At 69.4% G+C, this 25242-nt stretch carries 17 protein-coding genes and 1 pseudogene; 11 read left to right on the top strand and 7 right to left on the bottom strand.

All coding sequences use genetic code 11. The features are described 5' to 3' along the window. Positions 1 to 91: 91 nt before the first annotated feature. On the bottom strand, positions 92 to 3379 hold the full coding sequence (locus Vau01_RS07845) for an AfsR/SARP family transcriptional regulator (RefSeq protein WP_203988714.1): 3288 nt from the start codon (positions 3377 to 3379) through the stop codon (positions 92 to 94). A 193-nt stretch (positions 3380 to 3572) separates the two neighbouring features. Here Vau01_RS07845 and Vau01_RS07840 point away from each other — a divergent pair, with 193 nt between their 5' ends. From Vau01_RS07840 to Vau01_RS07830, 3 genes are all read left to right on the top strand, one after another. After that, positions 3573 to 4124 carry a DUF2690 domain-containing protein gene (locus tag Vau01_RS07840; protein ID WP_203988713.1) on the top strand — a complete coding sequence of 184 codons (552 nt, stop codon included), beginning with the start codon at positions 3573 to 3575 and terminating at the stop codon, positions 4122 to 4124. A 109-nt stretch (positions 4125 to 4233) separates the two neighbouring features. Continuing rightward, a complete protein-coding gene (locus tag Vau01_RS07835) occupies positions 4234 to 8091 on the top strand; it encodes an SGNH/GDSL hydrolase family protein (protein WP_203988712.1) in 3858 nt (1285 codons plus the stop codon). A 303-nt stretch (positions 8092 to 8394) separates the two neighbouring features. After that, a complete protein-coding gene (locus Vau01_RS07830; RefSeq protein ID WP_203988711.1) occupies positions 8395 to 8877 on the top strand; it encodes a DUF1877 family protein in 483 nt (160 codons plus the stop codon). A gap of 346 nt (positions 8878 to 9223) precedes the next feature. Here Vau01_RS07830 and Vau01_RS65760 read toward each other — a convergent pair whose 3' ends face one another. The 3 genes from Vau01_RS65760 to Vau01_RS07820 all read right to left on the bottom strand — a co-directional run bounded on the left by Vau01_RS65760 (position 9224) and on the right by Vau01_RS07820 (position 14873). Continuing rightward, the gene (locus Vau01_RS65760; RefSeq protein WP_506018389.1) at positions 9224 to 10687 is read right to left on the bottom strand and encodes a helix-turn-helix transcriptional regulator; all 1464 of its coding nucleotides are present in this window, start codon (positions 10685 to 10687) and stop codon (positions 9224 to 9226) included. A 29-nt stretch (positions 10688 to 10716) separates the two neighbouring features. Then, positions 10717 to 11469, bottom strand: a complete 753-nt coding sequence (locus tag Vau01_RS63245; protein WP_239151403.1) for a P-loop NTPase — start codon at positions 11467 to 11469, stop codon at positions 10717 to 10719. A 671-nt stretch (positions 11470 to 12140) separates the two neighbouring features. Further along, a complete protein-coding gene (locus Vau01_RS07820; protein WP_203988709.1) occupies positions 12141 to 14873 on the bottom strand; it encodes a cation-translocating P-type ATPase in 2733 nt (910 codons plus the stop codon). Positions 14874 to 15894: 1021 nt separating this feature from the next. On the opposite strand from Vau01_RS07820, the pseudogene Vau01_RS65175 reads away from it, so the two are divergent. Then, positions 15895 to 16146 (top strand): annotated as a pseudogene (locus tag Vau01_RS65175) (DUF1877 family protein); the annotation flags it as partial. On the opposite strand, the gene Vau01_RS07810 reads toward Vau01_RS65175, so the two are convergent. Further along, complete coding sequence (locus Vau01_RS07810) at positions 16129 to 16425, bottom strand: Dabb family protein (protein ID WP_203988707.1); 297 nt, start codon at positions 16423 to 16425, stop codon at positions 16129 to 16131. The pseudogene Vau01_RS65175 and the gene Vau01_RS07810 overlap by 18 nt on opposite strands. Positions 16426 to 16739: 314 nt before the next feature. Between Vau01_RS07810 and Vau01_RS07805 the strand changes: the two genes are divergently transcribed. The 3 genes from Vau01_RS07805 to Vau01_RS07795 all read left to right on the top strand — a co-directional run bounded on the left by Vau01_RS07805 (position 16740) and on the right by Vau01_RS07795 (position 18690). Further along, complete coding sequence (locus tag Vau01_RS07805; protein WP_203988706.1) at positions 16740 to 17210, top strand: hypothetical protein; 471 nt, start codon at positions 16740 to 16742, stop codon at positions 17208 to 17210. Positions 17211 to 17268: 58 nt separating this feature from the next. After that, positions 17269 to 17625, top strand: a complete 357-nt coding sequence (locus Vau01_RS07800) for a hypothetical protein (protein WP_203988704.1) — start codon at positions 17269 to 17271, stop codon at positions 17623 to 17625. A 543-nt stretch (positions 17626 to 18168) separates the two neighbouring features. After that, the gene (locus Vau01_RS07795) at positions 18169 to 18690 is read left to right on the top strand and encodes an SRPBCC domain-containing protein (RefSeq protein ID WP_203988703.1); all 522 of its coding nucleotides are present in this window, start codon (positions 18169 to 18171) and stop codon (positions 18688 to 18690) included. Between the two features lie 341 nt (positions 18691 to 19031). Here Vau01_RS07795 and Vau01_RS07790 read toward each other — a convergent pair whose 3' ends face one another. Further along, positions 19032 to 21137, bottom strand: coding sequence for a WD40 repeat domain-containing protein (locus tag Vau01_RS07790; protein ID WP_203988696.1), 2106 nt, complete (start codon positions 21135 to 21137; stop codon positions 19032 to 19034). 282 nt (positions 21138 to 21419) lie between these two features. Here Vau01_RS07790 and Vau01_RS07785 point away from each other — a divergent pair, with 282 nt between their 5' ends. The 4 genes from Vau01_RS07785 (at position 21420) to Vau01_RS07770 (ending at position 24531) form a co-directional block, all read left to right on the top strand. Further along, positions 21420 to 21587, top strand: coding sequence for a ribbon-helix-helix domain-containing protein (locus tag Vau01_RS07785; protein ID WP_203988694.1), 168 nt, complete (start codon positions 21420 to 21422; stop codon positions 21585 to 21587). Next, complete coding sequence (locus Vau01_RS07780; protein ID WP_203988693.1) at positions 21584 to 21931, top strand: VOC family protein; 348 nt, start codon at positions 21584 to 21586, stop codon at positions 21929 to 21931. Before Vau01_RS07785 ends, Vau01_RS07780 begins: the two co-directional genes overlap by 4 nt. Then, complete coding sequence (locus tag Vau01_RS07775; protein ID WP_203988692.1) at positions 21928 to 23292, top strand: MFS transporter; 1365 nt, start codon at positions 21928 to 21930, stop codon at positions 23290 to 23292. Before Vau01_RS07780 ends, Vau01_RS07775 begins: the two co-directional genes overlap by 4 nt. A 615-nt stretch (positions 23293 to 23907) precedes the next feature. Further along, the gene (locus Vau01_RS07770; RefSeq protein WP_203988691.1) at positions 23908 to 24531 is read left to right on the top strand and encodes a LysE family translocator; all 624 of its coding nucleotides are present in this window, start codon (positions 23908 to 23910) and stop codon (positions 24529 to 24531) included. Between the two features lie 248 nt (positions 24532 to 24779). On the opposite strand, the gene Vau01_RS07765 is transcribed toward Vau01_RS07770, so the two are convergent. Continuing rightward, a complete protein-coding gene (locus tag Vau01_RS07765) occupies positions 24780 to 25172 on the bottom strand; it encodes a contact-dependent growth inhibition system immunity protein (protein WP_203988690.1) in 393 nt (130 codons plus the stop codon). Positions 25173 to 25242 lie beyond the last annotated feature (70 nt).

Here is a 25242-nt window from a genome sequence, read left to right as displayed (position 1 = left end):
CGTCGTGCGCCATGTTCCGGAACGGTCTTGCGCTCGACCGGTGCCTGCCGCCCGAGCTGTTCCGGCGGTTGCTCGCGACGACGGGCCACGGTTACGCCTTGACGCCGGCCGGCGATGATTGACGCGCCTGGCCGAGCAGGGTGTGGTACCTGCCGGCCGACGTCTCATCGCCGCGGGCGGTGTACGCGTCGGCGAGGAGTTGGAGCGCGCGGATCAGTCCCTGCCGGTGACCCGTGGCGTCGTGGATGGCGTACGCCTCGGTGGCCAACGCGATCGCCTCGCCAAGCTCGCCCAGCGCCAGATGGACTGAGGCCCGCGCCGAGCGGGCCTCACCGCGGAGCACCCCGAGACGCATCGTGTCGGCGATCGCCAATGCGGTTCCGGCCAGCAAGGCGGCTCGGTCGTGGTGCCCGCGGCCGGTGTGGGCCGTGGCGAGGCTGACCAGGATCTGCGCCTCCAGTTCCGGGTTGCCGGTCGTACGGGCGGTCGCGAGTGCGCGGTCGTAGTCGCTCATCGCGGTGTCGTGCCTCGCCATGGCGGCGTGTACGAGGCCAAGGTGGTGCCACGACTGGGCCTGGTGCTCGGGATGGTCGGCCAGTTCCGGGATGGCCAGTGCCCGTTCGGCGTGATCGAGGGCGCGGGCCGGGTCACCCGCCGCGCGGAAGGTCTCGGCCAGGTCGCACAGGGCCATGCCCTCGCCGACCGCACTGCCCAGCTCCCGGTATACCGCGAGCGCCTCCCGGCCGTATGTGATGGCCTCCGGCAGGTGGCCCAGCTCCCGGTAAATCACCGCAAGGTTGTTGAGCTGCATGGCCTGGCCGGACAGCACCTTGCCGGCCCGGTGGATCTCCAGCGCCTCGGTCATCGCGTCAGCCGCTTCCCTGAGCCGGCCGAGCCGGTCGTAGACGCCGCCGAGGTTGCCGAGGTTGACGGCGACGCCGGCGGGCTTGTCGAGGCGCCGGTGCAGGATCAATGCCCGGCGCTGCCGGTCGAGGGCGTCGTCCAGCTCGCCTTGGCGGGCGTGCAGCACGCCGAGGTTGCTCAGGAGTGCGGCCTGTGCCTCGGTCCAACCGGCGGTCTCGCTCAGTTTCAGTGCCCGCTCATAGTGGTCCCGGGCATCCGCGAGGCGGCTGCTCATCATCGCCTCGTGCGCGAGGCCGAGGTAGCTGGCGATCTGACCGGCGGCGTCTCCGGCTGCGCCGGCCGCGGCCAGTGCGGTCCGCCCGACCTCGCGCAGGATGAGTGAGGCACCGCGCTGGCTCAGGTAGGCCCGCATCGCGTCGGCGAGCTGCCAGGCGGCGGGCAGCTCGCCGTGCCCGGCGGCGTGGTGGATCGCGGCGATCAGATTGGGCTCGTCGCCACGCAACCAGGCCAGTGCGTCGGTGTCATCGGTGAACGCGCGCGCGGGCGCGGCGGCGGGCAGGCGGAGCACGTCCGGGTACAGCCGTTCCCCGGCCGCCCGGGCCAGGTTGAGGTACCACTCCAGCAGCCGGTGTACCGCCTGTTGGCGCGTCGAGGGTGACAGGTCGCGCACTGCGACGTCGCGTGCGAAGGCGGCGAGCAGGTCGTGCATGCCGAACCGGCCAGGTGCGTGTTCGTGCAGCAGATGCGCCCGTAGCAACCGGCGCAGCTGCTGCCCCGCTTGGTCGACCGGGACACCGGCCAGGGCGGCGGCCGCGGCGTCGCTGATGTGCGGACCTGGCACACCGCCGAGGAGCCCGTACAGCCGCCGCACCTCGATCGGCAGGATCCGGTAGGTGAACTCGAACGCGGCCCGGGCGCCGAACTGTGGCGCGTCCGGGATATCCAGGCCGGTGAGGGGATCGGCGCGCAACCGCTCCACATAGGACGCGATGGACAGGGACGGTTCACCGAGGAGATACACCCCGGCGATGCGCAACGTCAGCGGGAGCCTGGCGCAGACCTCGACGAGGTCGGCGGTCGCAGCGTCCCGCCGGATCCGGCCCGCACCGAGGACCGACGCGAGCAACGCCCGCGCTTCCGCGGCCGGCAGCGGTTCCAGCCTGACCCGGCGGGCCCCGTCCCGGGCGACCAGTGCGGTAAGCGGGTCGCGGCTCGTCACCAGAGTGAACGACTCGCCCACGCCCGGCAACAGCGGGCGTACCTGCTCGGCGTCACGGGCGTTGTCGAGAACCACCAGCATCTTGCGGTCCGCAAGGAGGGTGCGGTACATGCCTGTTGCATCGTCGAGGTTGTCCGGTACGCGGTCCGGTGGTACCCCGAGGGCGAAGAAGAGCCGGACCAGTGCCTCGATCGGGCGCAGCGGCGCCTCCTGCGAGTAGCCGCGCAGGTCCAGGAAAAGATGGCCGTCAGGGAACGTTCGGCGTACCCGGTGCGACCAGTGCACGGCGAGAGCGCTCTTGCCGACACCCGCGGCACCGTCGAGGGTGACGATCCTTAGCGCGTCGGGAATGCCCCGGACCAACGCGTCCAGCGCGGCCAGGTGCTCGGCGCGACCGGTGAAGTCCGCGACGTCGGCCGGCAACAGTGCCGGTGCGTCCACGGTGGGCGGTGCGCCGCGTGACCGGGCGGCCGGGCGCGGCGCGGCCGTTTCACCCGACCGCGAATCGCGGGCAACCGAACCGGTGTCGGCGCCCGCCTCCGTGCCGGTGCGGGTGTCCGCCTCCTCGCCGCGCAGGATGCGGAGGTACAGCCGCTGCACCGTCGTTCCGGGCTCGATACCGAGGTGATCCCGCAGCAGGTCCCGGAGCTGGTGGAACTCGTCCAGCGCCTCTGCCCGTCGGCCGCACCGGTGGAGCGCGAGCATGAGCTGCTCCCGCAGGCTCTCCCGGAACTGGTAGGACCGGGTCAGGTCGGTCAGCTCGGTGACCACGTCGTTGGCCTGGCCCAGAGCGAGGGTGGCCGCGGCCCACGATTCCACGGCGTCGAGCCGGAGGCGGTCCAGCCGTTCGGCCTCGCGGGAGACCAGGTCGCAGTCCGGGAAGTCCGCGTAGGCGGGGCCGCGCCACAGGTCCACCGCGCTGCGGAGCGTGCGGGCGGCGACGGCAGGGTCGGCGCCGGATTCGGCCAGCGCCGCCCGGCCGGCCACGACGGTGCTCTCGAACCGGGCTGAGTCGAGCCCGTCGCCGACGACCACGCAGTACCCGCCGGCCCGGCCGGGCAGCCGGTGCGGGCCGAGCGTCCCGCGGAGCCGGTGGATGTACTGGTGGAGGTTGCGGCGCGCGGATGGCGGCTCGGCCCCCGACCACACGGCGGAGATCAAAGTGTCGGTGGGCACCCACCGGCCGGCGTGCGCGAGCAGGACGGCGAGGGTCAGGCGCTGCTTGTAGGCGCTGGGCAGGGTCAGCTCCACACCGTCGTTGATGACCCGCAAAGCACCCAAGACTCGAAACTCCACCGCGGCCCCTCGTACGAGTTCGATGTCCGTCATCAATTGAACTCCGTCTGTCAAATGGCCCCTGCGCTCCGCGTTGTATCGCGGTTGTACCGGCGGTGAACCGACGGTCCGGACGATGTCACCGTCGGTCGGCACCGGGCGCCGACGAGGGTCGGCACCCGGTGCCGTGAACCCACGCAACGAGGAGACGTACATGATCAGATGGCGCATCGTTGTCGGCACGGCGATCGCCGTGCTGGCGACGCTCGGTCCCGCGATCCCGGCCCAGGCGGCCGGATCGGAGCGGCCCGCGTCCATGGCGGCGGTGTCGGAGCGGCCCGTGCCGACGGACGCGGCTCAGCTCGCGCTCACCGGCTGTGGCACGAAATGTGACTTCCAGAACCCGCACACCTACTACATCTACTACTGCGGGCCGGCATGCGAGGACAACCTGAAGTGTGAGGACGACGCGATCACCATCAACCGGCCGACCGGAACGGTGCCGGCCTTCCGGTACAGCCCGACGTGCAAGACCGGCTGGACCCGGGCAAGCGGCTGCTACGACGGCCAGGGGAACCTGATCGCGACCATCAGGTTCTACAGCCTCAACACCGCGGACTTCAACAACCAGCGCGCCGTGACCACCGGACCGGCATCGAGCGGTGTCTGCTACACACGGATGTTGAGCATCGGCAGCATCTGGGGCGTCGGCTCCTACTCGAGCGGACCGGGCACCTCCTACACACCCACCCTGTACGGCTACTGAGATGAAGCCGGTGGGTCTGTTGAGAGCGTTGCAACGGCCACGGGGGCGTTCGCGGCCGGGACTCCTGGCGATGGTCGCGACCCTGCTGTGCCCCCTTGCCGTTGTTCCCTTGACGCCCATCGCGGGTGGGGCGGCCGCCGCCGTCCCACCCGTGCAGGGCGCGGACCACTCGCGGGTCGGTACGGACCGGGACCGGGTGAGCGAGCCGGACCGGATGCTGGGCGCCGACTGGCGTACGTCAACCGACCGGGCGGTGACCGGTTCCGGCGACGAGACGGGGTTTCACCTGCTGGTGGCTGACGAGAAGGACGCGTACCGGTGGCGAACGGTGGCCACGCTGGTCGAACCGCGCTGGCAGACCGACCACTGGATCGGCCAGTTCTGTGTGACCGGCTCGGGGCGGCGGGCGGTCGTGGTGTATGCGCCACGCCAGTTCACCAACCGGGAAGACCTGATGGACCGGGGCGGGTACGCCGCCGTGGTGGACCTGTCGACCGGTGCGGTGACCAGATTGGGAACCGGCGCCTCGCTGGCCTACTACAACCCGGCCTGCGGGGTCGACGAGACCGCGGTGGTCTCCCGCCTGGAGTTCGACCGGGGAACGGCAAGGACCTGGCTGGGCGTGGTGGACGCGGCCGGCGGCCGGATGGCCCGTCGGGCGTGGGCCACGGGCCAGGTGACCTCGCCCGTCCCGTACCGCGGCGAGGTGGTGGCCGCGCGCGGCGCGTCGCTCGTCGCGTTCGACACCGCCGGGCGTGAACGCCGGCTCACCGGTGCGCCCGGCACGCCGTTCCGGATCTACCCCGACCTGGAGGCCGGGCTGGCGTTCCAGACCATCGACGCCTCGAGCGTCCGCTTTCACCGGTACGCGGGGGGCAAGGTGACCGACGTGGGCAGCGCGCCCAGCGGCACGCTCAAACTGCGCCCGGGGGCGGGCGGACGGGTCTTCCTCACCGGCTACCGGGCCGGCGAGCGACTGCGCCAACCGATGCCCGGCGGGTGGAGGACCATTGACACGGCGCCGGACAGCGACATCTCCACCACCGGGGCGCTGGCGGTGTCCCGCGTCGACACCCACGTCACGGGCGGGGCCATGACGCCGAACGACGGTGCGCCGGCCCAGGTACGCATCGACGCGCGTACCGGCACCGGATCGGCGGTCGCCTTCGAGGTGCTTCCCGAAGCCGCGACCCGGCAACAGCCGCCGGCCGGACCGCCGGCCGGAACCAACCGCATTCCGCCGTACGACTACTCCACCGTGCCGTACGAGCCGGACCGGCTGTGCGCGGGACCCCGCAACGATCCGGCGGTCCAGGTGTACCAGCCCTCCTTCAAGCAGGTGGAGTGGGCCGCCGATCTGGCGGTGCGCGGCATGCTGACGTTCCAGCGGCCGGCGAACTGGTCCAACAACGGCCTTCCGGCCTACTCGCCGCAGGGGCTGTTCCCGTCCCTCACGCTCGCCGGCGTCGGCGGGACGGTGCCGGAGCAGGTGCTGCTGGGCATCCTCGCCCAGGAGTCCAACCTGTGGCAGGCCAGTTGGCACGCGGTGGACGGCTCGGCCGGCAACCCGCTGACCAGCGCGGGCTACTACGGCCTGGATCTGGAAGCACCCAGCGTCATGGACATCACCTGGCATGACGCCAACCCGAAGGTGGACTGCGGCTACGGGGCCGCGCAGGTGACCACCGGCATGCTCCTGGCGGACCGCGGCCAGGTCGTGGACGGGCTGACCATCACCAAGCTGCACCAGGACGCCGTCACGCTGGACTACGCGACGAACATCGCCGCGGGTCTGCGCATCCTGCAGGGCAAGTGGAACGAGACCCGCAACGCCGGTTTGATCGCGAACAACGGGGATCCACGGTTCATCGAGAACTGGTGGTTCGCCCTGTGGGCGTACAACACCGGGTTCTGGCGGTACGAGGACCGCGGCCAGCACAACGGATCGTGGGGGGTGGGCTGGTCCAACAACCCGGCCAACCCGAAGTACCCGGCGGACCGGCAGTTGTTCCTCAAGGCCCCGCTCGACGTGCCGAGCCAGGGAATCGACGACAACATCGGCTACGACAACGCCAAGCACCCCAACCACTGGTCCTACCCCGAGCGAGTGATCGGCTGGGCATACACGTCACTCATCAAGATCGACTATGCTGCGCACGACTTCGCGCCCACCTACCTCACCGCGCGTGCGGGAGCGGACATGTGGGCGGCGCAGCCCGGACGCTTCGCCTTCTGCACGCCGGCAGCCATCGACGGTGGCGGGAACGAGTGCGCGCCGGGCACCGAGAACCCGAACAACCTCGGTGACCCTTACGGTCCCTGTACCCGACCCGACCTGACCTGCTGGTGGCACTACCCGAAGACGTGGATCGACTGCTCCGCCTACTGCGGTACCGGAGCTTCGCGCTTCACGAGTGTCGAGCCGCGGCCGCTGGTCGACAGCGTCTACCCGTCCCAGTGCTCGGTGGCCGGGCTGCCCGCCGGCGCACGCATCATCGACGACATCACCGTCACCCAGAAGGCAGGGCCCGGGGGGTGCACGCCGAACTGGACCCGCGGCGGCACGTTCAGTCTCAAGTTCGGCGAGTACGTCCGGAACGGGTACACCATCTATCCGTCCAAAGTGGATTTTCATCAGATCGGCGCCGGGTTCGGTGGGCACTTCTGGTTCGCCCACACCATGAAGCCGGTCGATGTGAGCCTCCCCAACGACTACCGGAAGGTGACCGGCACCTGGACCGTCGATCCCACGACCGCGTGGACCCGGGTGTTCGTCCACGTCCCCGACCACGGTGCGCACACCCGCCAGGCCGACTACAAGGTCTACCTGCCCGGCCAGTCCACCTCAACCCAACACCGGACCATCCCCACCAGGTGGGAGCAGAACAAGTGGATCGACATCGGGGTGTTCGACTTCACCGGTGCCGGCAATCCGCGGATCGAGCTGTCGAACTTCGCCGGGGACGGCCGCTACGTCGAGGATGTCGCCTGGGACGCGATCGCGGTGCAGCCGTTGGGCGCCAAGCCGAAGCACTTCGTGGTCGCGCTCGGCGATTCGTACTCCTCCGGCGAGGGTGCCGGCACCTACAGCCGGGTCAGCGACCAGTACGCCGAAGATCCGGCCCGCCGCAACGCCTGCCGGCGAGGTGTCAACGGCTGGGCGAGATTGATCGCGCTGCCCGGCTCACCAGGTCGGTTCGGAGACCTCAAGGACGTCCTCTATCCGACCATCGACTTCCAGTCCGTCGCGTGTGTAGGGGCGACGACCAGGAATCTGCGAACCGCGGGAGGTGGGCAGCCAAGTGGCTCGTGGGGCGAGGTCAACCAGGTCGACTCGGGCTTCCTGGATGGGAACACCACCCTGGTGACGCTCACCATCGGCGGCAACGATGCCGGCTGGTCGAATCTCCTGAGGGTCTGCGCGATGGAGGAGAACTGTCCCGCCGTCCGATCCGAAGGCGGTCGGACGTTGGCGGATGTCACCCGCGACCGGATCCGGAACGAGGTCAGGCGGAACGTCCAGCTGTCGATCGCCGAAATCCGTACCAGGGCACCGAACGCCCTCATCGCGCTCGCCGGCTACCCGCTGCTGATAGCCCCGGGGAGCTCGCTGAGCGTACCGATTGTGTGGCCGCCGGGGACGGTCAACGTAGTCACGGTCGGCTTCGATCCGAACGAGGTGGCATTCATGAACGAGATGGCCAACCTGCTCGCCACCGAGGTACTGGGCAGTGTCGGTGCGGGTGTCGTCCCGGTCGACGTCCGGTCCGAGTTCGCCGGTCACGAGCTGCTTGGAGTCGGGTTCCCCTACTACCTCAACACCCTGGTGCCCGGTGACCTGATCGAGGACGAGGACGGCGAGCCGGTACAAGTGCTCGGCATGGAATCCTGTCATCCCAACGCCTACGGTGCCGCGGCATACGGGCGAGCGGTGACGACCGCGCTCAACAACAGGTACGTCTGGTAGCCCGAGCTGACGGACGGCACGACGGCGCCCGCGACCACGTGGATCACATGGCCCACTGGTCGCGGGTCCGCTTGTACGGCCGGCTGATCGCCGCCGACGGCGATCGAACGACCCTTGAGCCGACGTCTCACGCCTGTTCAGCCGACAAGTCGGGTGCCAACTCGGCGGCATAGGCAGTGGCTGCGTCGATCGCTGACGCAGATCGTGGTCTCGCTTCCGTCATCTGTGTGACGCTTGCATGCTCTGAGCGGGCCTGCGCCCCTCAACTGGTTCGGGTACCGTGCGGCCGTGGCGTGCCGGGGGATGTTCTTTGCGCTCACTGCCGATCAGGAAGCCGCGCTGATGGCGACCCGTGACGACGCTGAGGTTCGGGCGTTCGTTGAGGAGGTCGATTTGGGCGACTGGGACGGTGAGCCGCTGGACTGCGAGACCGACAAGGCGTGGGACGCCATGCACCGGTGTCTGAGTGATGGAACCCTCGGAAGTGGCCGGCGCCTGTCCCCGCTCGACCTGGCCGTGCTCGGCGGCGGCCATCATTACGAAGGCGAGGACTACGTCGTGGCCCATGTGCTCGTTGATGAGGTCGTCCAGGTCGCCGCGGCCCTTGAAACTGTGGATGCGGCGTGGATGCGGCAGCGGTACGACCGTATCGACCCGGCAAGCTACCAGGGCGCGCTCAGCGACGAGGACTTCGAGTACACCTGGTACTGGTTCACGCAGGTACGTGACTTCTACCGCAACGCCGCGGCCGCCGGGCGGGCCGTCATCTTCACTGTCGATCAGTAGCACTGACCATCAAGGCGGCGGGTCGCCCGGCTTCCGCTCTATGCCGCAATTGGCTCGATCACGTGGTAGCGGGGTGAGCGTTGGTCGGCGGCATCGCCAAGTTCGTGATCACGATGGCGGCGTTGGGCGGCAACGTAGGACTGCCACTAACCGCAAGGACGGCGTCCGGCTCCTCGATCGCTCGCACGCGCTGCTCTGCTGCGCGAACATGCCGATTACAGCTCACCTGATCATGGTGTCAGTAGAGCGCCTGGATACTGGTCGATTCGCGGTTGTTGCCCCGGGAAGTGGCTCTCGCCGCGACGGACGGCGCGTTGGCTGCTGCCGCCGTGGACGCGGTCGGGCGCTAGGGCTGCAGCAGGCCGAGGTCCCGGCCCCGTGCGACGGCTTGGGTGCGGCGGGAGCACTGCAGTTTGCGGTAGATCGCGGTGGCGTGGGCCTTCACGGTGTTGACGGAGATGTGCAGCTCCTCGCCGATCTCGCCGTGGGAGAGATGGGTCGACAGTAGTCGCAGGACCCGCATTTCCGCGCCGGTCAGCGCCATCGCGCTCGGGACCCGGACATGCCCGCCGTCGTGGGTGAGGCGGGCCAAGACCTGCCGCAGTTGGTGTCGCAGCATTCCTTCGGTCAGCATTCCGGCCAGATGCCGTTCGGCCTCCTCCGCCCGGAAGCGCGCGGCGGCGAAGTCGTTGAGGTCCAGGAAGATCTCGGCGAGCGTGATCGCCACCTGGGCCGACAGCCACGGGATCACCGCCGGTGACAGCGTGGTGTTCATCCGTACGACGGTGCCGGCGTGACGGCGGGCGGCCGCCTGGTTGCCCTGGTGGGCGGCGGTCCGGGCGACGGCGAGGTAGCCCAGGATGCTGAACAGGTGCTCCTCGATGCCGGCGGTCTCGATCACATTGACCGCCTGGCCGGCCTTGTCTTCCGCGTCGGTCCAGTCGTTGCGGTCCGCGGCGAGGAGTGACAGCTCGGCCAGGGCGGCAACGGTGGCAGTGGGGGGTCGCCCTTCCGCGCCGAGCTGGGCCGCGAGGGCGAGCTCTTTGACCGCCGCATCGGTGGCGCCCGTCAGGACGTGGGCGATGCCGAGCGTCGTCATCGCCGAGGGAAACCACGGGCTGCCGGGTGGCTCACTCTTCGTGGCCGCGGTCGCGTCGAGCAGCATCTGGTCGATTCCCAACGCGCCCAGGGACGCGCGCAGGACCGTGATGGCGGACGTGAGCGAGCTGCTGCCGTCGGGCATGGGACCGTCGAACGATCCGCGCTCCGCGGAGTGCAGGCACCGCTGCGCGCCCGGCCCGTCTCCGATGAGCGCCAGCGTCCACGCCGAGGTGATCGCCAACGGCGGATAGCGCACCAGTCCGTCCTGGCCGAGGGCGTCCAACCACCGGCGGACCGTCAGAAGCCGACCGGCGGCGACAAAGTCCGGCGCGTGGCGGTTGATCGACCGGGCCGCCGCGAGAGTGTCGCCACTGGCGAGCCGGTGCTCGATCGCCCTCTCGGGCTGGCCCTGCTTCTCGTACCACTCGGCGGCGCGTCGGTGCACCCGCGACTCCTCGCCGGGTTCGTGAGTTCGGAGTTCCGACAGCAGCATCTCGGCGACCAGGCCGTGGTAGCCGTACCACTCCCCGCGCCGGTCCAGCGGGACGACGAACAGGTTCCGTCGCGCCGCCTCGGCCAGCCGGTGGGCGGAGTCGCTGCGGCCGAGTACGTGGTCGCAGAGTGCGCCGGACATCTGATCAAGCGCGGCCGTACGCATCAGGAACCGCACCATCTCGGGAGGCTCCCGGACGAGGAACTCGTCCCGGATGTAGTCCAGGATGTACGGATCGTCACCGGTCAGCCGTTTCGCCGCGAGAGCGGGATCCGACGCGGTGCGGATGGCCCGGGCGGCGAGATAGACGCCGGCCGGCCACCCCTCGGTGCGCCGGACGACCGTGTCGACGGTGTCGTCCGTGGAGTCCACCCGGCGTGGGCGAGGACAGCCCGGGCCTCGTCCTTCGTAAACGCCAGGTACTCCACGCCGAACTCGACGGAGCGGTCCTCGCTGCGGAGTCGACCGAAGCCGAGCATCATCCGGGACCCGACCGCGAGTTGGAAGCCCGCCGGCAGGCCGGCGGCGAGCGCGCGGATGAAGTTCATGGCTGTGACGTTGCGCAGCTCGTGGACGTCGTCGAGCACCAGGACGCCCCGCCGGTTCCCATTCCGTATGGACGTCAGAAGGTGACCGAGCGCCGTCAGATGCCGGGACCCGTCGCCGACCGCGAGGGCCCGGAACACCGCCGGATCGAGCGGCTGGATGCGGTGCAGCGCCAAGGCGACGTGGCCGGCGAGACGGACCGGGTCCCCATCGGCCTCATCGAGGGTCACCCAGGCAAACTCCCGGGAATCCTCAGCCGCCCACTGGCTCAGCGCGGTCGACTTTCCGTACCCGGCCGGCGCGGTCACCAGGATCAGCGAGATGCGCTCGGGCGTTGCGGCGAGAGCCTCCAGCAGCCTGGCACGCGCGATCAGGCCCTCTCGGTGGACAGGGCGCAGGATCTTCGCCTCGACCGCGGCGAAAGGAAGGTGCGAGCGCGCATCGCGCACCATCCACCACCCTCCTCGGTCGAGCGGCAGCCCGTGCCACTGCCACGGTCTTGAGCAGTCGTCCTACGCTACATCGCGACCGGAACCCACCCAAAGCGGATCGTGCCGCACCTGGCTACGACATGGTTGGCACGGCCCAATATGCCCACATATACCGCGGTGAGGGCGCTGCTTGACCGTGGGCCGTCACAGTGATAGCGAAGGCGAACACGCCGGCAACCGCGGCGTGATTCAACCGCCGATGGACGCGGCGATCAACCTGACCGGTGCGGCGCGACAGCTCCTGCCCCGGGCCCTGCCTGCTGGATGCCTTCCACGTCGAGCCGGGTCGGGTGCGAGTGGTCAGCCGCAATGACCGCGACGTCACCAGCCATTACCCCGAACTGGCCGTCCTGCCTGATCTTGCTCGGCCGGCGGGATGTCGTGATCGACGGCGAGATCGTGGCCCTCGACGAGGGCGGCCGCCCCGCGGGCAAGCCCTGCGCCGCGTTACACACGAGGCGCCGCCCGTCCAAGCGTTCGGCCTTCGGTTGTTTCAGGTTGGAACGGTTGCACCGGCACCCGCTCGAGATGACGCGCGCCATGCGGCGGTCCTCGGGGCGGCGCACCCATGGGCGTCGTCTTATCAGGGCCACCCGGCTGTTTCAGTTCAACGCTCCGGGACGTCGTGTCGGCTATCGGGCTGAGGCTGCCGGGTGCTGCCTGCGTAGCTGCAGGTGCTTGTCAATCGCGACGATGAGCGGTGCGAGCAGGGAGAGCGCGAGGACGACCGACCACTGCCTTCCGGTCAAGGAGACGGTGTCGAGCAGGCGTTGCAGCATCCCCAGCTCCACCGCGGCCCAGGTCAGGGCCCAGCCAAGGATGATCCAGCCCATGTAGGGGAACATCGGGGACGTCCAGGCGGTCTGCCGCTCCCGACGCAGGATCACCCCGAGATTGACCGCGCTGAGCGCGACGATGGCGAACGCCATCGTCATCGAGGCGGACGGGTCCGTGGTGCTCGGCTCGTCCGGCCCCCACTGCAGGACGGCCAGTGCGCCGCCCGCCACGGCGAAGCCGCCCACAAGCCAGCGCACGATCTGTGGGCCGGTCACGATCTTCGTGCCGGGCTTGCGGGGCGGCCGTTGCATCACGCCCGGGTCTGGCACGTCGGCGACCAGGCCGATCACGACGGTCACGACGATGAAGAACTTGCAGAACAGCAGCTGCATCGGGAACAACGCGACACCATTGTTGATATTGAAGATGGTCGCCAGCAGCATGAGCTGCAGGACCGCGGACAGGATGGTCAGCTGCAGCTTCACGTACGTCGTGATGCGCCGGTAGATGTCGCGGCCGAGTTCGACGGCACGTACCAGCGTGGAGAAGTTGTCGTCGGTGAGCACGAGCTTGGCCGCCTGCTTGGTGACCTCGGAGCCGCTGCCCATCGCGACACCGATGTCGGCCTGCTTGAGGGCGGCCGCGTCGTTAACAGCATCGCCGGTCATCGCGACCACGTCCCCCGCCTGCTGCATGAGACTGGCCAGTCGCAGCTTGTCTTCCGGGGCGACCCGGCCGAACACGTGCAGCTGCGGCAGCCGTGCGATCACCTCGTCGTCGGGCAGCCGCTGCAGCTCCGTGCCGGTGATCAGGCCCGGTCCAAGGTCGAGCTCGTCGGCGATCGCCCGGGCCGTCACGGTGTGGTCGCCGGTGATCATCCGGACGTCGATCCCGGCGTCGAGGGCGACCCGGACGGCGGCCTTCGCCTCGGCACGGAGGGGGTCGATTATTCCGACCAACGCCACGAAGATCAGGTCCGTGACCGCCGCCATCGGGTCCGTGTCCGCAGTGGCCATGTCGGCGTCCTCGAGATCGCGAGCCGCGAAGGCCAGCACGCGAAGGCCCTTCTCCGACAGCTGCTGATTCGCCGCGAGCAGGTCGGCTCGCACATCGGCCATCGGCACCTGGCGCCCTTTCCACAGGGCGGTGGCGCAACGGTCCAGGACGATGTCCGGAGCACCCTTGACGGTCATGAAATGCCCGGCCTGCAGGACGCCACCGGCCAGCCATTCGGGCCGGTCGTGGATGGTCGCCATGAACTTGTAGTCGGAGTCGAAGGGAACCTCCGCCCTACGGGGCAGTGAGCGGCGGCTCTCCTCGGCGTCGACGCCGACCTTGGCAGCGAGCACAACGAGGGCGGCCTCGGTCGGGTCGCCGATGACCGAACCGTCGTCGGCCACCGTGGCGTCGGAGCACAGCACCAGCCCGAGCCCCAGGCGCCGGAAGTCCGGCACGGCCGCGCCGGCGGTGCCCAGGACCGCACCGGTCTTCCGGTAGCCGCCACCCTCGATCCGGAACCATTGGCCGTCGGTGAGCATCGACGTCGCGGTCATCGCATTCATCGTCAGCGTGCCGGTCTTGTCGCTGTTGATGACCGTGGTCCCGCCGAGGGTCTCGACGTCGGTCAGCGACTTGACGACGGCCTTCGACTCGGCGAGGTGCTGGGCGCCGGACGACAGCATCGCCTGCACGAAGGTGGGCAGGCCGACCGGGATGGACGCGATGGCGGTCGATATACACAGCAGCAGGAGCGTCTCCACCTCCTGGCCGCGGAGGATGCCCACGATCGCAATCACGGTCACCGTGGCCCAGGCAAGGAGGCCGAAGATCTTCGTCATGCCGTCGAGTTCGCGCTGGAGCGGCGATCGTTGCCGCTTGGTCGCGGTCACCATGTCGGCGATGCGGCCCATCTCGGTGGACTGGCCGGTCGCCGTCACCACGAACGCGGCGGTTCCGCGGGTCACCTGGGTGTTCTGAAACACCATGTTCGTCCGGTCGCCCAGCGCCGTCTCGGCGGCGCCCAGCGCGCCCGGGTCCTTGGGCACGGGGGCGCTCTCGCCGGTGAGCGCCGCCTCCTGCACCTCCAGACTCGCGGAGCTGATGATGCGACCGTCGGCGGGCACCATGTCGCCCGCCTCCAGCAGACCCACGTCGCCCGGCACCAGCCCGGTCGAGTCCACCTGCTCCACCGACCCTGAGCGACGCACCCGGGCATGAGGGACCTGCAAGTCGGCCAGCGCCTCGACGCTGGCCCGGGCGCTCATCTCCTGGTTGGTCCCCATGATGATGTTGAACAGGACCAGGGCGGTGACCACAAGGCCGGTCGGGACCTGACCGATGGCGAAGCTGGCCACCGCGACGATCGCCAGCATGATGTTCATCGGGTTCGACGCCTGACCGCGCGCGACCGCCCAGCGGCTCGGCGGTGGCTCGGTCGGCAACTGGTTCGGCCCGTACGTGGCGAGCCGTTGCTCCACGTCCTGCGTGCTCAACCCCAGGTCCGGGCGCACGCCGAGGTGCGCAGCTGCATCGGCCGCCGCCAGGGTGTGCCAGGCCTCCTTGTCGGAGAGCCGCCCACTCACGGTCATGTCAACTTCCCTCCAGCTGCGGGCTTCTCGGCGCTGCTCATCGCGGTTCTCCTGTCGTCGCTGACTTCGCCTCGGCCATCGCGTTCGGCCTGTAGGTCACCAGCCGCCGCTGCGCCTCCGCCGCAATCAAGACCCGTCGCCGGACCAACCTCGAAACAGTTCGCGACCTCGTCCGCCGTGAGCGCGTGCCACGCAACGTCCGGCGCTCGCCGGATTAGCCCGGTAGGGCCACGGAACATCTCGGACATGGCGGCGTCCGCATCCGGGCGGCCGGTCCCATCAACTGTCGGCGCCGGGCGGTGGAACCTGGTCGACGGCGGCGCCGACGGATCAGCCGAGCATGCGTTGCGGCCCATGTTCCCTCAGTCTCATGGCGTGAGCTGTCATCGCGGCCGGTGGCGACTGCTTCGAAGATCAGCGAGTCACGAGGTCCGTCATACGCCTTGACAGAAGGAGAACATCCGTGGGCGCGTCGACGCCTCATCCAGTTGGGATGAGCGTCCGGCGTTGTCGGCCGCCGGGCCGAGCCCAGGTGCGCACGCCGAGAGGTGAGCTGGACCTCCCCGAACCGGACCGACATCCCACCCGCCCACGTGCGCCGCGATCACCCCACCAGGCGACGGTTCCTTCTAGCCAAGTTGTTGCGCGAGGACTCGAGAGGTCGCGTCCTCCTTTAGCTGGTGCCGTCCTCGATCAGCCGGCGGTAGTCCCCGAGAACGGCACCCTCCAGATCGTTGGAGAACAGCCCCAGCCCCACGAACCGATCGCACACAATCTGCGCTGCTCAACAAGTGCAGCAACCGCGAGAGCAGGTCCGATAGCAGTTGTGGGCTTCCAACCCCCGCACACGCGTCAGCACCGACCTTACGATGATGATCGCCTCACACCATGAACACCGAGGGCCAGGGCGAGCCGATTATCACCAAGATCAGGTGCGCGGATCTGGCCGCCCTGCGCGCGCCTGGAGCTGTGGCGCTGGCTGGTTCTCGCCGGCGTTGAGGGTGGTGCAGAATCCGAGCTCATGAGCATGATCGTGGAGTACGTGAGGTTGCGACCACACGAACTTGCTGAGCTTCGCCGGCTGCTGGTCGAGGAGCCGGACAGTGCCCACGAGTACGCCGGTGATCTGCGTATGGGTGACGAGGACGAGGCAGTGTCCTCACGAGGAATGGATACCGACCAGGCGTGGGCCGGTCTGCGTTGGCTGTTGGATGAGGCCGGCAGGCGGCCGAGGTCCGGCGGTTACGGGGAGATGTCAGTGGGCGACGAAGTCGTACTCCTGGAAGGCGTCGACCTCGGTCTTCCATCGGGTCTCGACGAACTCGACGTGCGCCGGATGCGCGTTGTACGCGTCGTAGGCGGCTTGGTCGGCGAAGACCATCGAGAACTGCCACGTGAGATCGCTCTTGGGGCTGACCTGACGGTTGACTGCGAAGGCAGTGACGCCGGGGATGGAGATCAGGGTCGCCCGCCCGCTCGCGAGGAACTCGATCTCGGCGGTCGATCCCGGCTCGTGGACGAGCCGGAAGACGACGGTGTGCTGGATGGACATCAGGCCTCTGTCTCCGAACCTCGCGGCGCTCGCAGGCGGCCCATGCCGCCCCCTTCTGACAGGTTCTCATGCCGACCAGGCCGGGGAGTTGGTTGCCGGCCCTGGATCCGTGCTCATGCTCTACGGGGGGCGTTGCGGTCCGGGCCGGCTCCTGGTCACCGTCGCCAGCCCGAGGCGAGTATGTCGAGCTAGCCCTCAGACATCCGCTTCTGGCGCGGACAGCGCGGCTGCGCTGATCGGCGAAATTCGTTCGGGCGTCCCTTGCCAGCTCGTCATCTTCCCTGCGCGGACGAGAGGATCTGTAGGCTGCGCCGGTGCAGTACAAAGCAGTCGAGGCCGCCATCCTTGATGCGATCAACGCCGCCGACTGGAAGAGGCTCAGCACTTTCGGAGCCGACACCGTTGTACGGCTCACCCGAGACAACGAACTGCTCACCTCTGTATCCAGGCATGAATTGGACAGCAATGCGTGGCAGGCGCTCAACGACTCGTGCCGGCACGTCCTCACAGCGGGTCCGGCCGAACTCCGCCGCTACCTGGCGCAGATCGACGCGGGCGTACTGACCGATGGTGACATGGATGGCCTGCTCGTCATGGTTCTGGACGCCCTCGACCATTGGGCGACCTTCCGCGAGACCGGCGAGCGCAACGCGCTGTACGAACTCGCCATCCGATCCATCGAGTTGGTCGACTTCCAGGTGGAAGACGCTGACCCGGTCGACTTTCTCGCCGCGCCGGCCATGACCGCCGAATATGACCGCATCATGCGAGCACTCACCGACTGAAAGAACTTGATCATGACGCCCTGATTTGGCCGCAAGTCGCTCGGCATATGATCGGCGTGTGGCTCGTGGTGAGGGCAACCGTCGCGAGCCGTTGTCGCCAGACGTGGATGACCACGACCGGCCGCTGATGGTGATCACATTCCCCGGGCTCGTCGCCGAGATCGATCGGCTCCTGCGCATCGTCGATCCGTCGCATCCGCTGGCCGGCAGGGTCGGAGACCTCCGACACCACGGCCGCTGCGCATGCACGCCGACCTGCAGGAACATTCTGACCGCACCGGCCGGATCCGCTGGGCCCTACCTGGTCCAGCTTCAGCGAGACGACGAGGACGTCATCTGGCTGAGCCTCGATCCGGCCTGTACCGCCGTCGTTGACATTGAAGTGCTGGACGAGAGCGGGCTTGGCATCCGCTAATGCCGCGATTGGCTCGGTTACCTGATGGCCGGCGTGAGGGTCCGTCGGTGGGTGCCCCGATTCGTGATCACGCTGGCAGTGCTGGGCGGCACCGTGCGATCTGTGAAGGAGCCGGACTGCCATTAACCCGCAAGGATGGCGTCCGGCTCCTCGATCATGCTTCGTTACGGACGTCCCCCATCGGCCGCTCGGCGGCGGCGACGGTGCATGGGCGTCGACGCCGCACCGGCCGGCGCACCTCGAAGACCGACCGCCCAGGTCACACGGCGCCGCTCTGCTGCGCGAACATGCCGATTACAGCGCGTCCGCGAGGGCCCGGGGCGGCACTGCCAGACGCCGTTCACCCGACGCGTCCACCCCCGGTAGGCGATCGGCCTTCGGCGACCGCCCACGTGCCTAGTTACATAAGTTGTGCGCTATATAACCTTGCACTAATATCCCACTGTGAGCTGCTGCACCCTCTGGCTGAGCCGCAGCCAACGGGGCTTTGCCACGCCATCGGCCGAGGTGCTCCGACACCCTCGAACGACAACTGGAGAATCCATGACCTACGGAACCCTGGAAACGATCGGCGGCCGCCCAGCGCTGCGATTCGAACGCACGCTCACCCACCCCGTCGAGCGCGTGTGGCGGGCTGTCAGCGTGCCGGCCGAGATCGAGTGTTGGTTTCCCGCAGCCGCCGACTGGACACCGGCGACAGGTGAGACCTTTGAGGCCGCCGGCGCCACCGGTGAGGTAACCGACGTCGTTCCAGGCCGTCGCCTGGCTTGGACCTACGCCGGCGAGCCGCACAGCTTCGATCTGGCCGTGCACGCAGACGGCTGTCGGTTGACCTTCACCCACGTCATCACAGACCGCGCGCTCGCGGCACAGACCGCAACCGGCTGGGAGACCTACCTCTCACGGCTCGAACCCCATCTCACTGGCGGTTACCTGTCCGAAGAGCAAGCGCACAAGCCGTGGGCGGACATTCACGAACGCTACGCCGAGATGTTCGGGGTCGACCCGACGCCGGGACGGCGCTTCGCGGAGAGCCTACGCGCCGGTCAGTCACCATCCACCTAGCCCACTCGTGACCACGAAGGCGGGATGCCGCGCGGCCCGGCATGCCGTCCGTCGCGTCGACGGCGGACGACGTGCTGACCCGGCGACGAGCGAGGTGACGATGTCGTCCGAGAAACTCGCAGGCGTGCCCGACAGGTTCGGGCGGCACCACCCGGGGACTGATCCGGCACGGCTATACATCAGCTGGTCCGCCCGTGGGGCCGATTCAGCGGCCGCGGAAGCCCTCGAGAGTGCTCAGTTCGCGGATCAAGAACTACACCGATGTGGTTTAGGTCGCAGGCCAAGGTCCATTTGTGGGTTCTCAAGGAACGTGATCTGTTTCTCAAGGAATCTGATCCGCTTCACGGGCCGGGTGTTGGGACAGGTTGGTCGAGGGCCAGGGCGAGTAGGCCGGTGTCGTGTCCGACGATCACGGTCGGGTTGTGTCTGTCGCCGGTTGTGGTGAGGCAGCGTGGCCGGGTGTCGAGGGCGATCGTGGCGACGGTGCCGAGGTGGGGGTACCACACACGAAGGCCGTTGCGGCCGGCGGTGACCACGGCCAGGTCGCCTCGTGAGTCGTGGAGGGTGGTGACGTCGGTGACAGGGGCGTGGTCGGGGTCGGCTGGGAGTGGGTCGGTCAGCCGGATCCCGAAGGTCTCCCACATGGACGTGGTGCCGTTGCGGTCCGCCAGCAGCATGGGCCGGTTCCGTCCTGGCGTCACGGACGGGGCTGCTCCGACGATGTGGCGATGGCCGGCCGCGGCCAGCTTGGCACGCGACGGTGCCATCGTCGAGCGTTGGCCATGGACGCTGTGGGAGCTCCAGACGTCCACCGTCAGGTCGTCGAAGATGGCGACGAGATCGGCGTGGCTGTGCCGCTCGCCCGCGACGGCGTCGCCGGTAGCCAAGGCGAGGACCGGCTGCCCGGCACGCTGGAACAGCTGCGGCAGCGGGTTGCGGGTCCGCGAATCCCACAGCCGGACCGCTCCGTTCTGGTCTCCGGCGGCCAGGACGGTCCGTCCGTCACTGATGGCTGACATCCACCCCACGGTCCGGTACCGGTCCGCCGGTTCGGCTGGCATGGTGATGGCCGCGAGCGAGACGAGCGGTGCCGGACCTCTGGCATCGCGGCCGATGCGCCGCCCGGTGCCCGGATCCCACCAGCGCAACGCCCCGTCAGCGCCGGCTACTGCGAGCAGATGGCGATCGGCGACCGCGACGGCGGCCAGGGCGACCGCACCACCGGCCGACGCCGGGCCCATGGCCGCTCCGGTCTCCAGGTCCCAGTACGTGACGGCCCGGGCGGTTCCCGCCGCGACGATGCCGGGCCGGCCCGGCACCACGGCCACGGTGTCCACCGCGCCCGCCTCGGCACGCCACCGGATCCGCACCGGCACGTCGACCCCGCGCGGCGTCCAACCCGGTGCCGGCCGGAAGCCGCTGACCGGGTCGGCGACCGTTGCCACCGGCACGACCCGCGCCACGGGCGCACCTGCGGGTGCCGGCAACAGAGCGGTCTGGACGCCATCGGACAGGACGCGGTCGGGCAGGACGCGGTCGGTCACGGTGACCGGGTGCGCGTCGGGCGGGACGGCGACCACATCCGCCACCGACCACACCAGGTCGCAGCCGGGGCAGCGCACGTGCCCCGCACAGCGGAAAACCGCCCGCGCCCACCGCGGCGCATCCGCGACGGGTCTGGTAGCCAGCATCGCCGCGACCAAGCACCACATCACCGGGGCCGGAGCATCCGGTGGGAGGCCGTTGCGGGCGACCCGGCTGGCGACGGCGAGGAAGTCGTCCCAGCCGGCACCAAGGACTCCGGCACGCCTGACGTCATCGATCGAGTCGGCGACCGCCGACCACGGCCCACCACCGGTCCCCGTCGGCTGATAATCCGGCGCGGGACACGGCGGCGCGAACGGATCGCAGAACCCGTCGATCTCGAGGCCGGCCTCACAGCCGGGACACGTGCCGCGCACATACCCCATCGGCAGGTACGGAGCCTCCAGTGTGTCGCGACCGGCCCAGGGCCTGGCGAACGAGACACACGCCATCGCGAACATCACTGCGTCGCTCGCGGACATGGCCGTGTCGGCCAGGAAGTCCCGGACCGACGCACCGACTGCCACCCGTAACGCGGACGTGAGTCCCTCCTGCAGACCCGCAGCCGGCGGCGAGGGGAACCGGTCGGCGCCGCTGCCGATCAGCAGCCCTACACAGATCCACAGCTCGCGACGATCCGACACCGACAACTGCGGTGCCAGATCGACCAGATGAGGGATCGCCGCCGACGAGATCCCGTAGACGTCACCCTGGTGCAACGCCTCGCCGAGCAGGTCCTTCCATGCCTGACCCAGCTGCCGGGTCGCCACCACTGTCCGCAGACTCTCGACCGCATCCCGCCGCGAATAGCAGGCCGACACCTGCTCCCACAGCGGGCTGTCCAACGGAATCCGATCGATCACCACAGCATGCTAGACCGGCCGCAACGACTGGCACCGCCACCAACGGGCCGACGTCTGGCAGAGCCGCGAGGGCCGACCCGCCACACGACCGGACTGCACCCATCCGCCGCAGCCAAGGTCACGTGCGCTGTCAAGTAGCGACCCGTGCGCGCATCCTCGCCTGCAAGATCTGCAATGCGCGGCAGTACGTCGCCATGACCGAGCGGACAGGTGCAGCTATTCAGTACTTCTTCACTAGGTACGTCGACATCGGACTAGTTTGCTAGCATGCTAGCCTGAGGCATGGCCGCGCCGCCGAAGCAGCAGTTCAACATCTACCTGCCCGCCGATCTGATCCGGCGGGTCAAGCACGCGTCGGTCGACGCCAACGACTCGCTGTCCGCCTTCGTGGAGCGGGCTCTGGAGGCGTATCTGCACCGGCTCGAATCCGAGCGTAGGGAGCCGTCATGAGAGTCGTCCCGATCCGGTACACGACCGATGTCGACGCGGCCCTGCGGTTCTACCGGGCAGTCGGGCTCGAGGTCGGTGCGAGATCCCGTCCCGGTGCGTGGGTCGAGATGCCCGGGGCCGCCGGCATGCTCGCGCTGCACCGGGCCGGGGAAGACGACGCCGGGCGGTGCGAGTTGGCGTTCGAGGCCGACGAGCCGCTGGCCCAGGTCGCCGACCGGCTGCGCCGCGCGGGCTTCGAGCCGGGGCCGGTGGTCGACGAGAACTTCGGCGAGTCGCTGCGCGTGTGCGACCCGGACGGTGTCTGGGTGCAGATCAACCGGCACGACCGCGAGCTCTATACATGACCACGACGACCCGGCCGCCGGGAACGACGACGCTGGCGGTCGGCATCGTGGCTCTCGAGTTCGCCGCCGCCGTCACCACGTTCGTGGCGTCGACCCTGCTGCCCGTCATCGCCCGTGACCTCGATGCCCGTGGCGACCTCGGGCTGCTCCTGGCCGGCTCGACCCTCGGGTTGTTCGTCGCGCTGCCGCTGGCCGGCCGCGTCGTGCGGCGGCTGGGCGGACGTCGCACCCTCACCGTCGGCATGGTGGGCTACGTCGGTGGTCTGGCCATCGCGGCCACCGCCGGTCACGCGTGGGTCTTTGCGTTGGGCGAGTTCGTCGGAGGCGCGGCGAGCGGGCTGCTGGCCGTGTTCGGGTTCAGCGCCGCGATCCAGCACCTCGACGAGGCGCTGCGGATGCGCGTCGTGGCCGTGGCGTCGGCGATGTGGATCGTGCCCGCGCTCGTCGGGCCCGCCGCGACCCTTGGACTGGAGCATCTGGCGGGCTGGCGCTGGACCCTGCTGGCCCCGGTGCCGATCGTCCTCGTCGGACGGTTGCTCATGACGCGCGCCGCGCGCCCGGATCCGCAGGAGGAGAACGGGGACCGGCCCCTCGGCCTGCTCGTTCCGCTCGGCGTGGCGGCGCTCGTGGTGGGTGCATGGTGGCCGCTACAGGTGGTCGGGGTGGTGGTCGCGGTGGTGGGCGTCGCCGCGATCCTGCCGCGCGGCACAGCCACGCTCCGACCGGGCACGCCGGCCGCGCTCGGCGCGCTACTCCTGTTCGGCGTCGGCTACTTCGGTGCCGACAGCCTGATCACGCTGATGCTCACCGACGGGTATCGCACGAGCCTGGCGCGCGCCGCGGTCGTGCTCAGCGCTGCGCCACTGGCCTGGGCCCTGACCAGCCTGGCCGTGCCCCGCCTCATGCGCCGTCCGGACCTGCGCCACCTGCCGCCGTTCGGGCTGGCTCTGACCGCCCTCGGCGTCGGGACCCTCGCCGTGGTGCTGGCCTTCTCACCGTCGTTCGTCGCCGCGCTGGTCGCGTGGACGGTAGGGGGTGTCGGCGTCGGTCTCGCCTACCCCGGCCTGTACATCCGCGCCACAACCGCCGGCACCAGCGGACTCACCGCCACGCGACTGGCGACCGCCGCGATCACCGCAGAGACGTTCGGCAGCCTCCTCGGCCGGGCGGTGGGTGGCGCGATCAGCTCGCTAGACACCCCGCGGGGTCTGATCGCGTCGTACCTGGTGTTCGCCGGGGTGCTCGTCGGTGCCGTGGCCGGCGCCGCCCGGTCAGCCGGGGACCGCTGGCCGCACGATCGCCTCGGCCAACGCCAGCACCGCCTTCTCGTCGACCGCCGCCGGCGGCGCACTGACCAATGAGAAAGCGCACCCCCGCCGTCGCGTCGGACAGGCGCACTACCGCGGCCTCCAGCGCGGGGCGGCGCAGGCTCTCCAGCCTCAGTTCGAGGATGGCCAGGTAGCGGGCGCGGCAGATGGCCGCCGCCAGCAGCGAGCCGGCGATGATGTCCACCGCCCGGCCGGCGGGGTCCACCGCCGCCAGATCGGTCGCGTCGTACGGCTCGAGCGCGAGTACGACGGAGCAACTCGTCCCGCCGGCCGAACGAGCGTCCGCAGAGCGATCTGCACTTCGAATGTCGCCACCCTGCCACGACCGCGATCAAGGCGCCCTCATTTAGCCGCTGACCGATCGCTAACGACCGTGACGAGAGTTGGATGCTCCCAGCGCTCGGTCATGCCGATGTCGGCGCACATGAAGGTGGCCGTTGGGCAGGGCCCGGCAAGGTCGTGTGGGCGTTCGGGTTGAGGCGGTTGACCGCGGCCGTGCTTTCGGGCGAATCTGCTCTTCGATACGGCGCCGGCGCGGACCTGAACCCGGGTTCCGACCCCGGGCCGTTACTGGACCCGTCCGTGTCAGGGTTCGTCCCGCTACCGCGGACGATCTCACATTCGGGTGCCGGCGGCTAACATCGCCTCGTGCGGTGGCATCTGATAGCGGGGTTCCTGCTCGCGGTGACGCCCATCTGTTTGACACCTGGGGCGAGCTTCACGCTGGTCACCCAGCGGGTAGCGGCTGGCCGGCGCCGAGACGGGATGCTGGTCGCGGCCGGCACTGCGACGGGACTCTGTGTGCACGCCACCCTCGCCGCGGTCGGGCTCTCCGCCGTGGTGATGCGGTCGGCCGAGGCTTTCATGGTGGTCAAGCTCGCGGGAGCGGTGTATCTGATCTGGCTCGGGGTCACCACATTCCGGTCAGGGCGGCGAGTTTCCGAGGCGACAAAGGCGCCGGCGCGACCACCGTGGGCCGGGCACGGCGGCTATCTCCAGGGTTTTCTGGGCAACGTGCTCAACCCGAAGGCGGCCGCGGTGTACCTGACGCTGGTACCGCAGTTCCTGGATCCCCGTGCCGGCGTGGCCGGGCAGATCGCCGTGCTCGCCGCGGCCCACGTGACGGTGGCGGTGACCTGGCTGACGGCATGGACGTTCGTGGTGGCCGCGGCGCGACGTGTCATCAGGTCGCGGATGTTCAGGACCGCCATCAACCGGGTGTCCGGCGTGGTCCTGGTCGGGTTCGGGGTACGGACCGCCGTCAGTGGCTGACCCTTCCGGATGGGGCCGCATCGCGAGCCGTCACCGATTGCGGCCCCGTCCTGCGCCCGTAGCCGCCGTCGGGCTCACTGTTCGGTGCTTCCGCTGGGCCCAGCACGGGCGTCCAGCCGTGGGCACAAGCTTCCTGCTCGGGCCGCGCTGAAAGAAGTACACCAGCATCTGGTCCGCATCGCGATCTTGGAACTCGGATCTGCCGCCAACAGCGCTGCGCAGATGGTCTCCGGCACGCTGATCGTCGATCAGACGGAGTTCTGCTTCGCTGTCGCCACGGCGTCGATGACCTCCGGCGGCAGGTCGGCCGGGTCGAGGTCGACGGCGGCGACAGCCGCTGTGAGGCGCCTTCGTCCGTCCTGCAGGGTGACCCACGTGGACGACGGCAGCCGGAGGACGGTCATCAACAGGTCTCCAGGATAGAAGTCGCCTTCGGCGAGGGGGTTGTCCACGAGCATGTCGACGGCGAGCGGTAGCAGGATGGGCACTGCTTCCCGTTGCCCGAGCATGATCCGCAGGTCCTCAGGTGTGAAGCGGTCCAGAGACTTGCGTCGCAGTGTTGTACAGCGTCGGACCAGAGTCGAGCTGTCGTGCGGCGGGTCACCCCGGTCCACTCCGTCGATCTGCTCGATCGTGGTCACCGACTGACCGTAGCTGCTCGGCCGGCTCCGCGATGCAGACCTTTGCGTCGCATAATCCCGCGTCCGGATC

The sequence above is a fragment of the Virgisporangium aurantiacum genome, from assembly GCF_016863635.1.
Lineage (GTDB): Bacteria > Actinomycetota > Actinomycetes > Mycobacteriales > Micromonosporaceae > Virgisporangium > Virgisporangium aurantiacum.
Note: the sequence above shows the minus strand (reverse complement) of the source record. Positions and strands in the feature narration are given on the sequence as shown.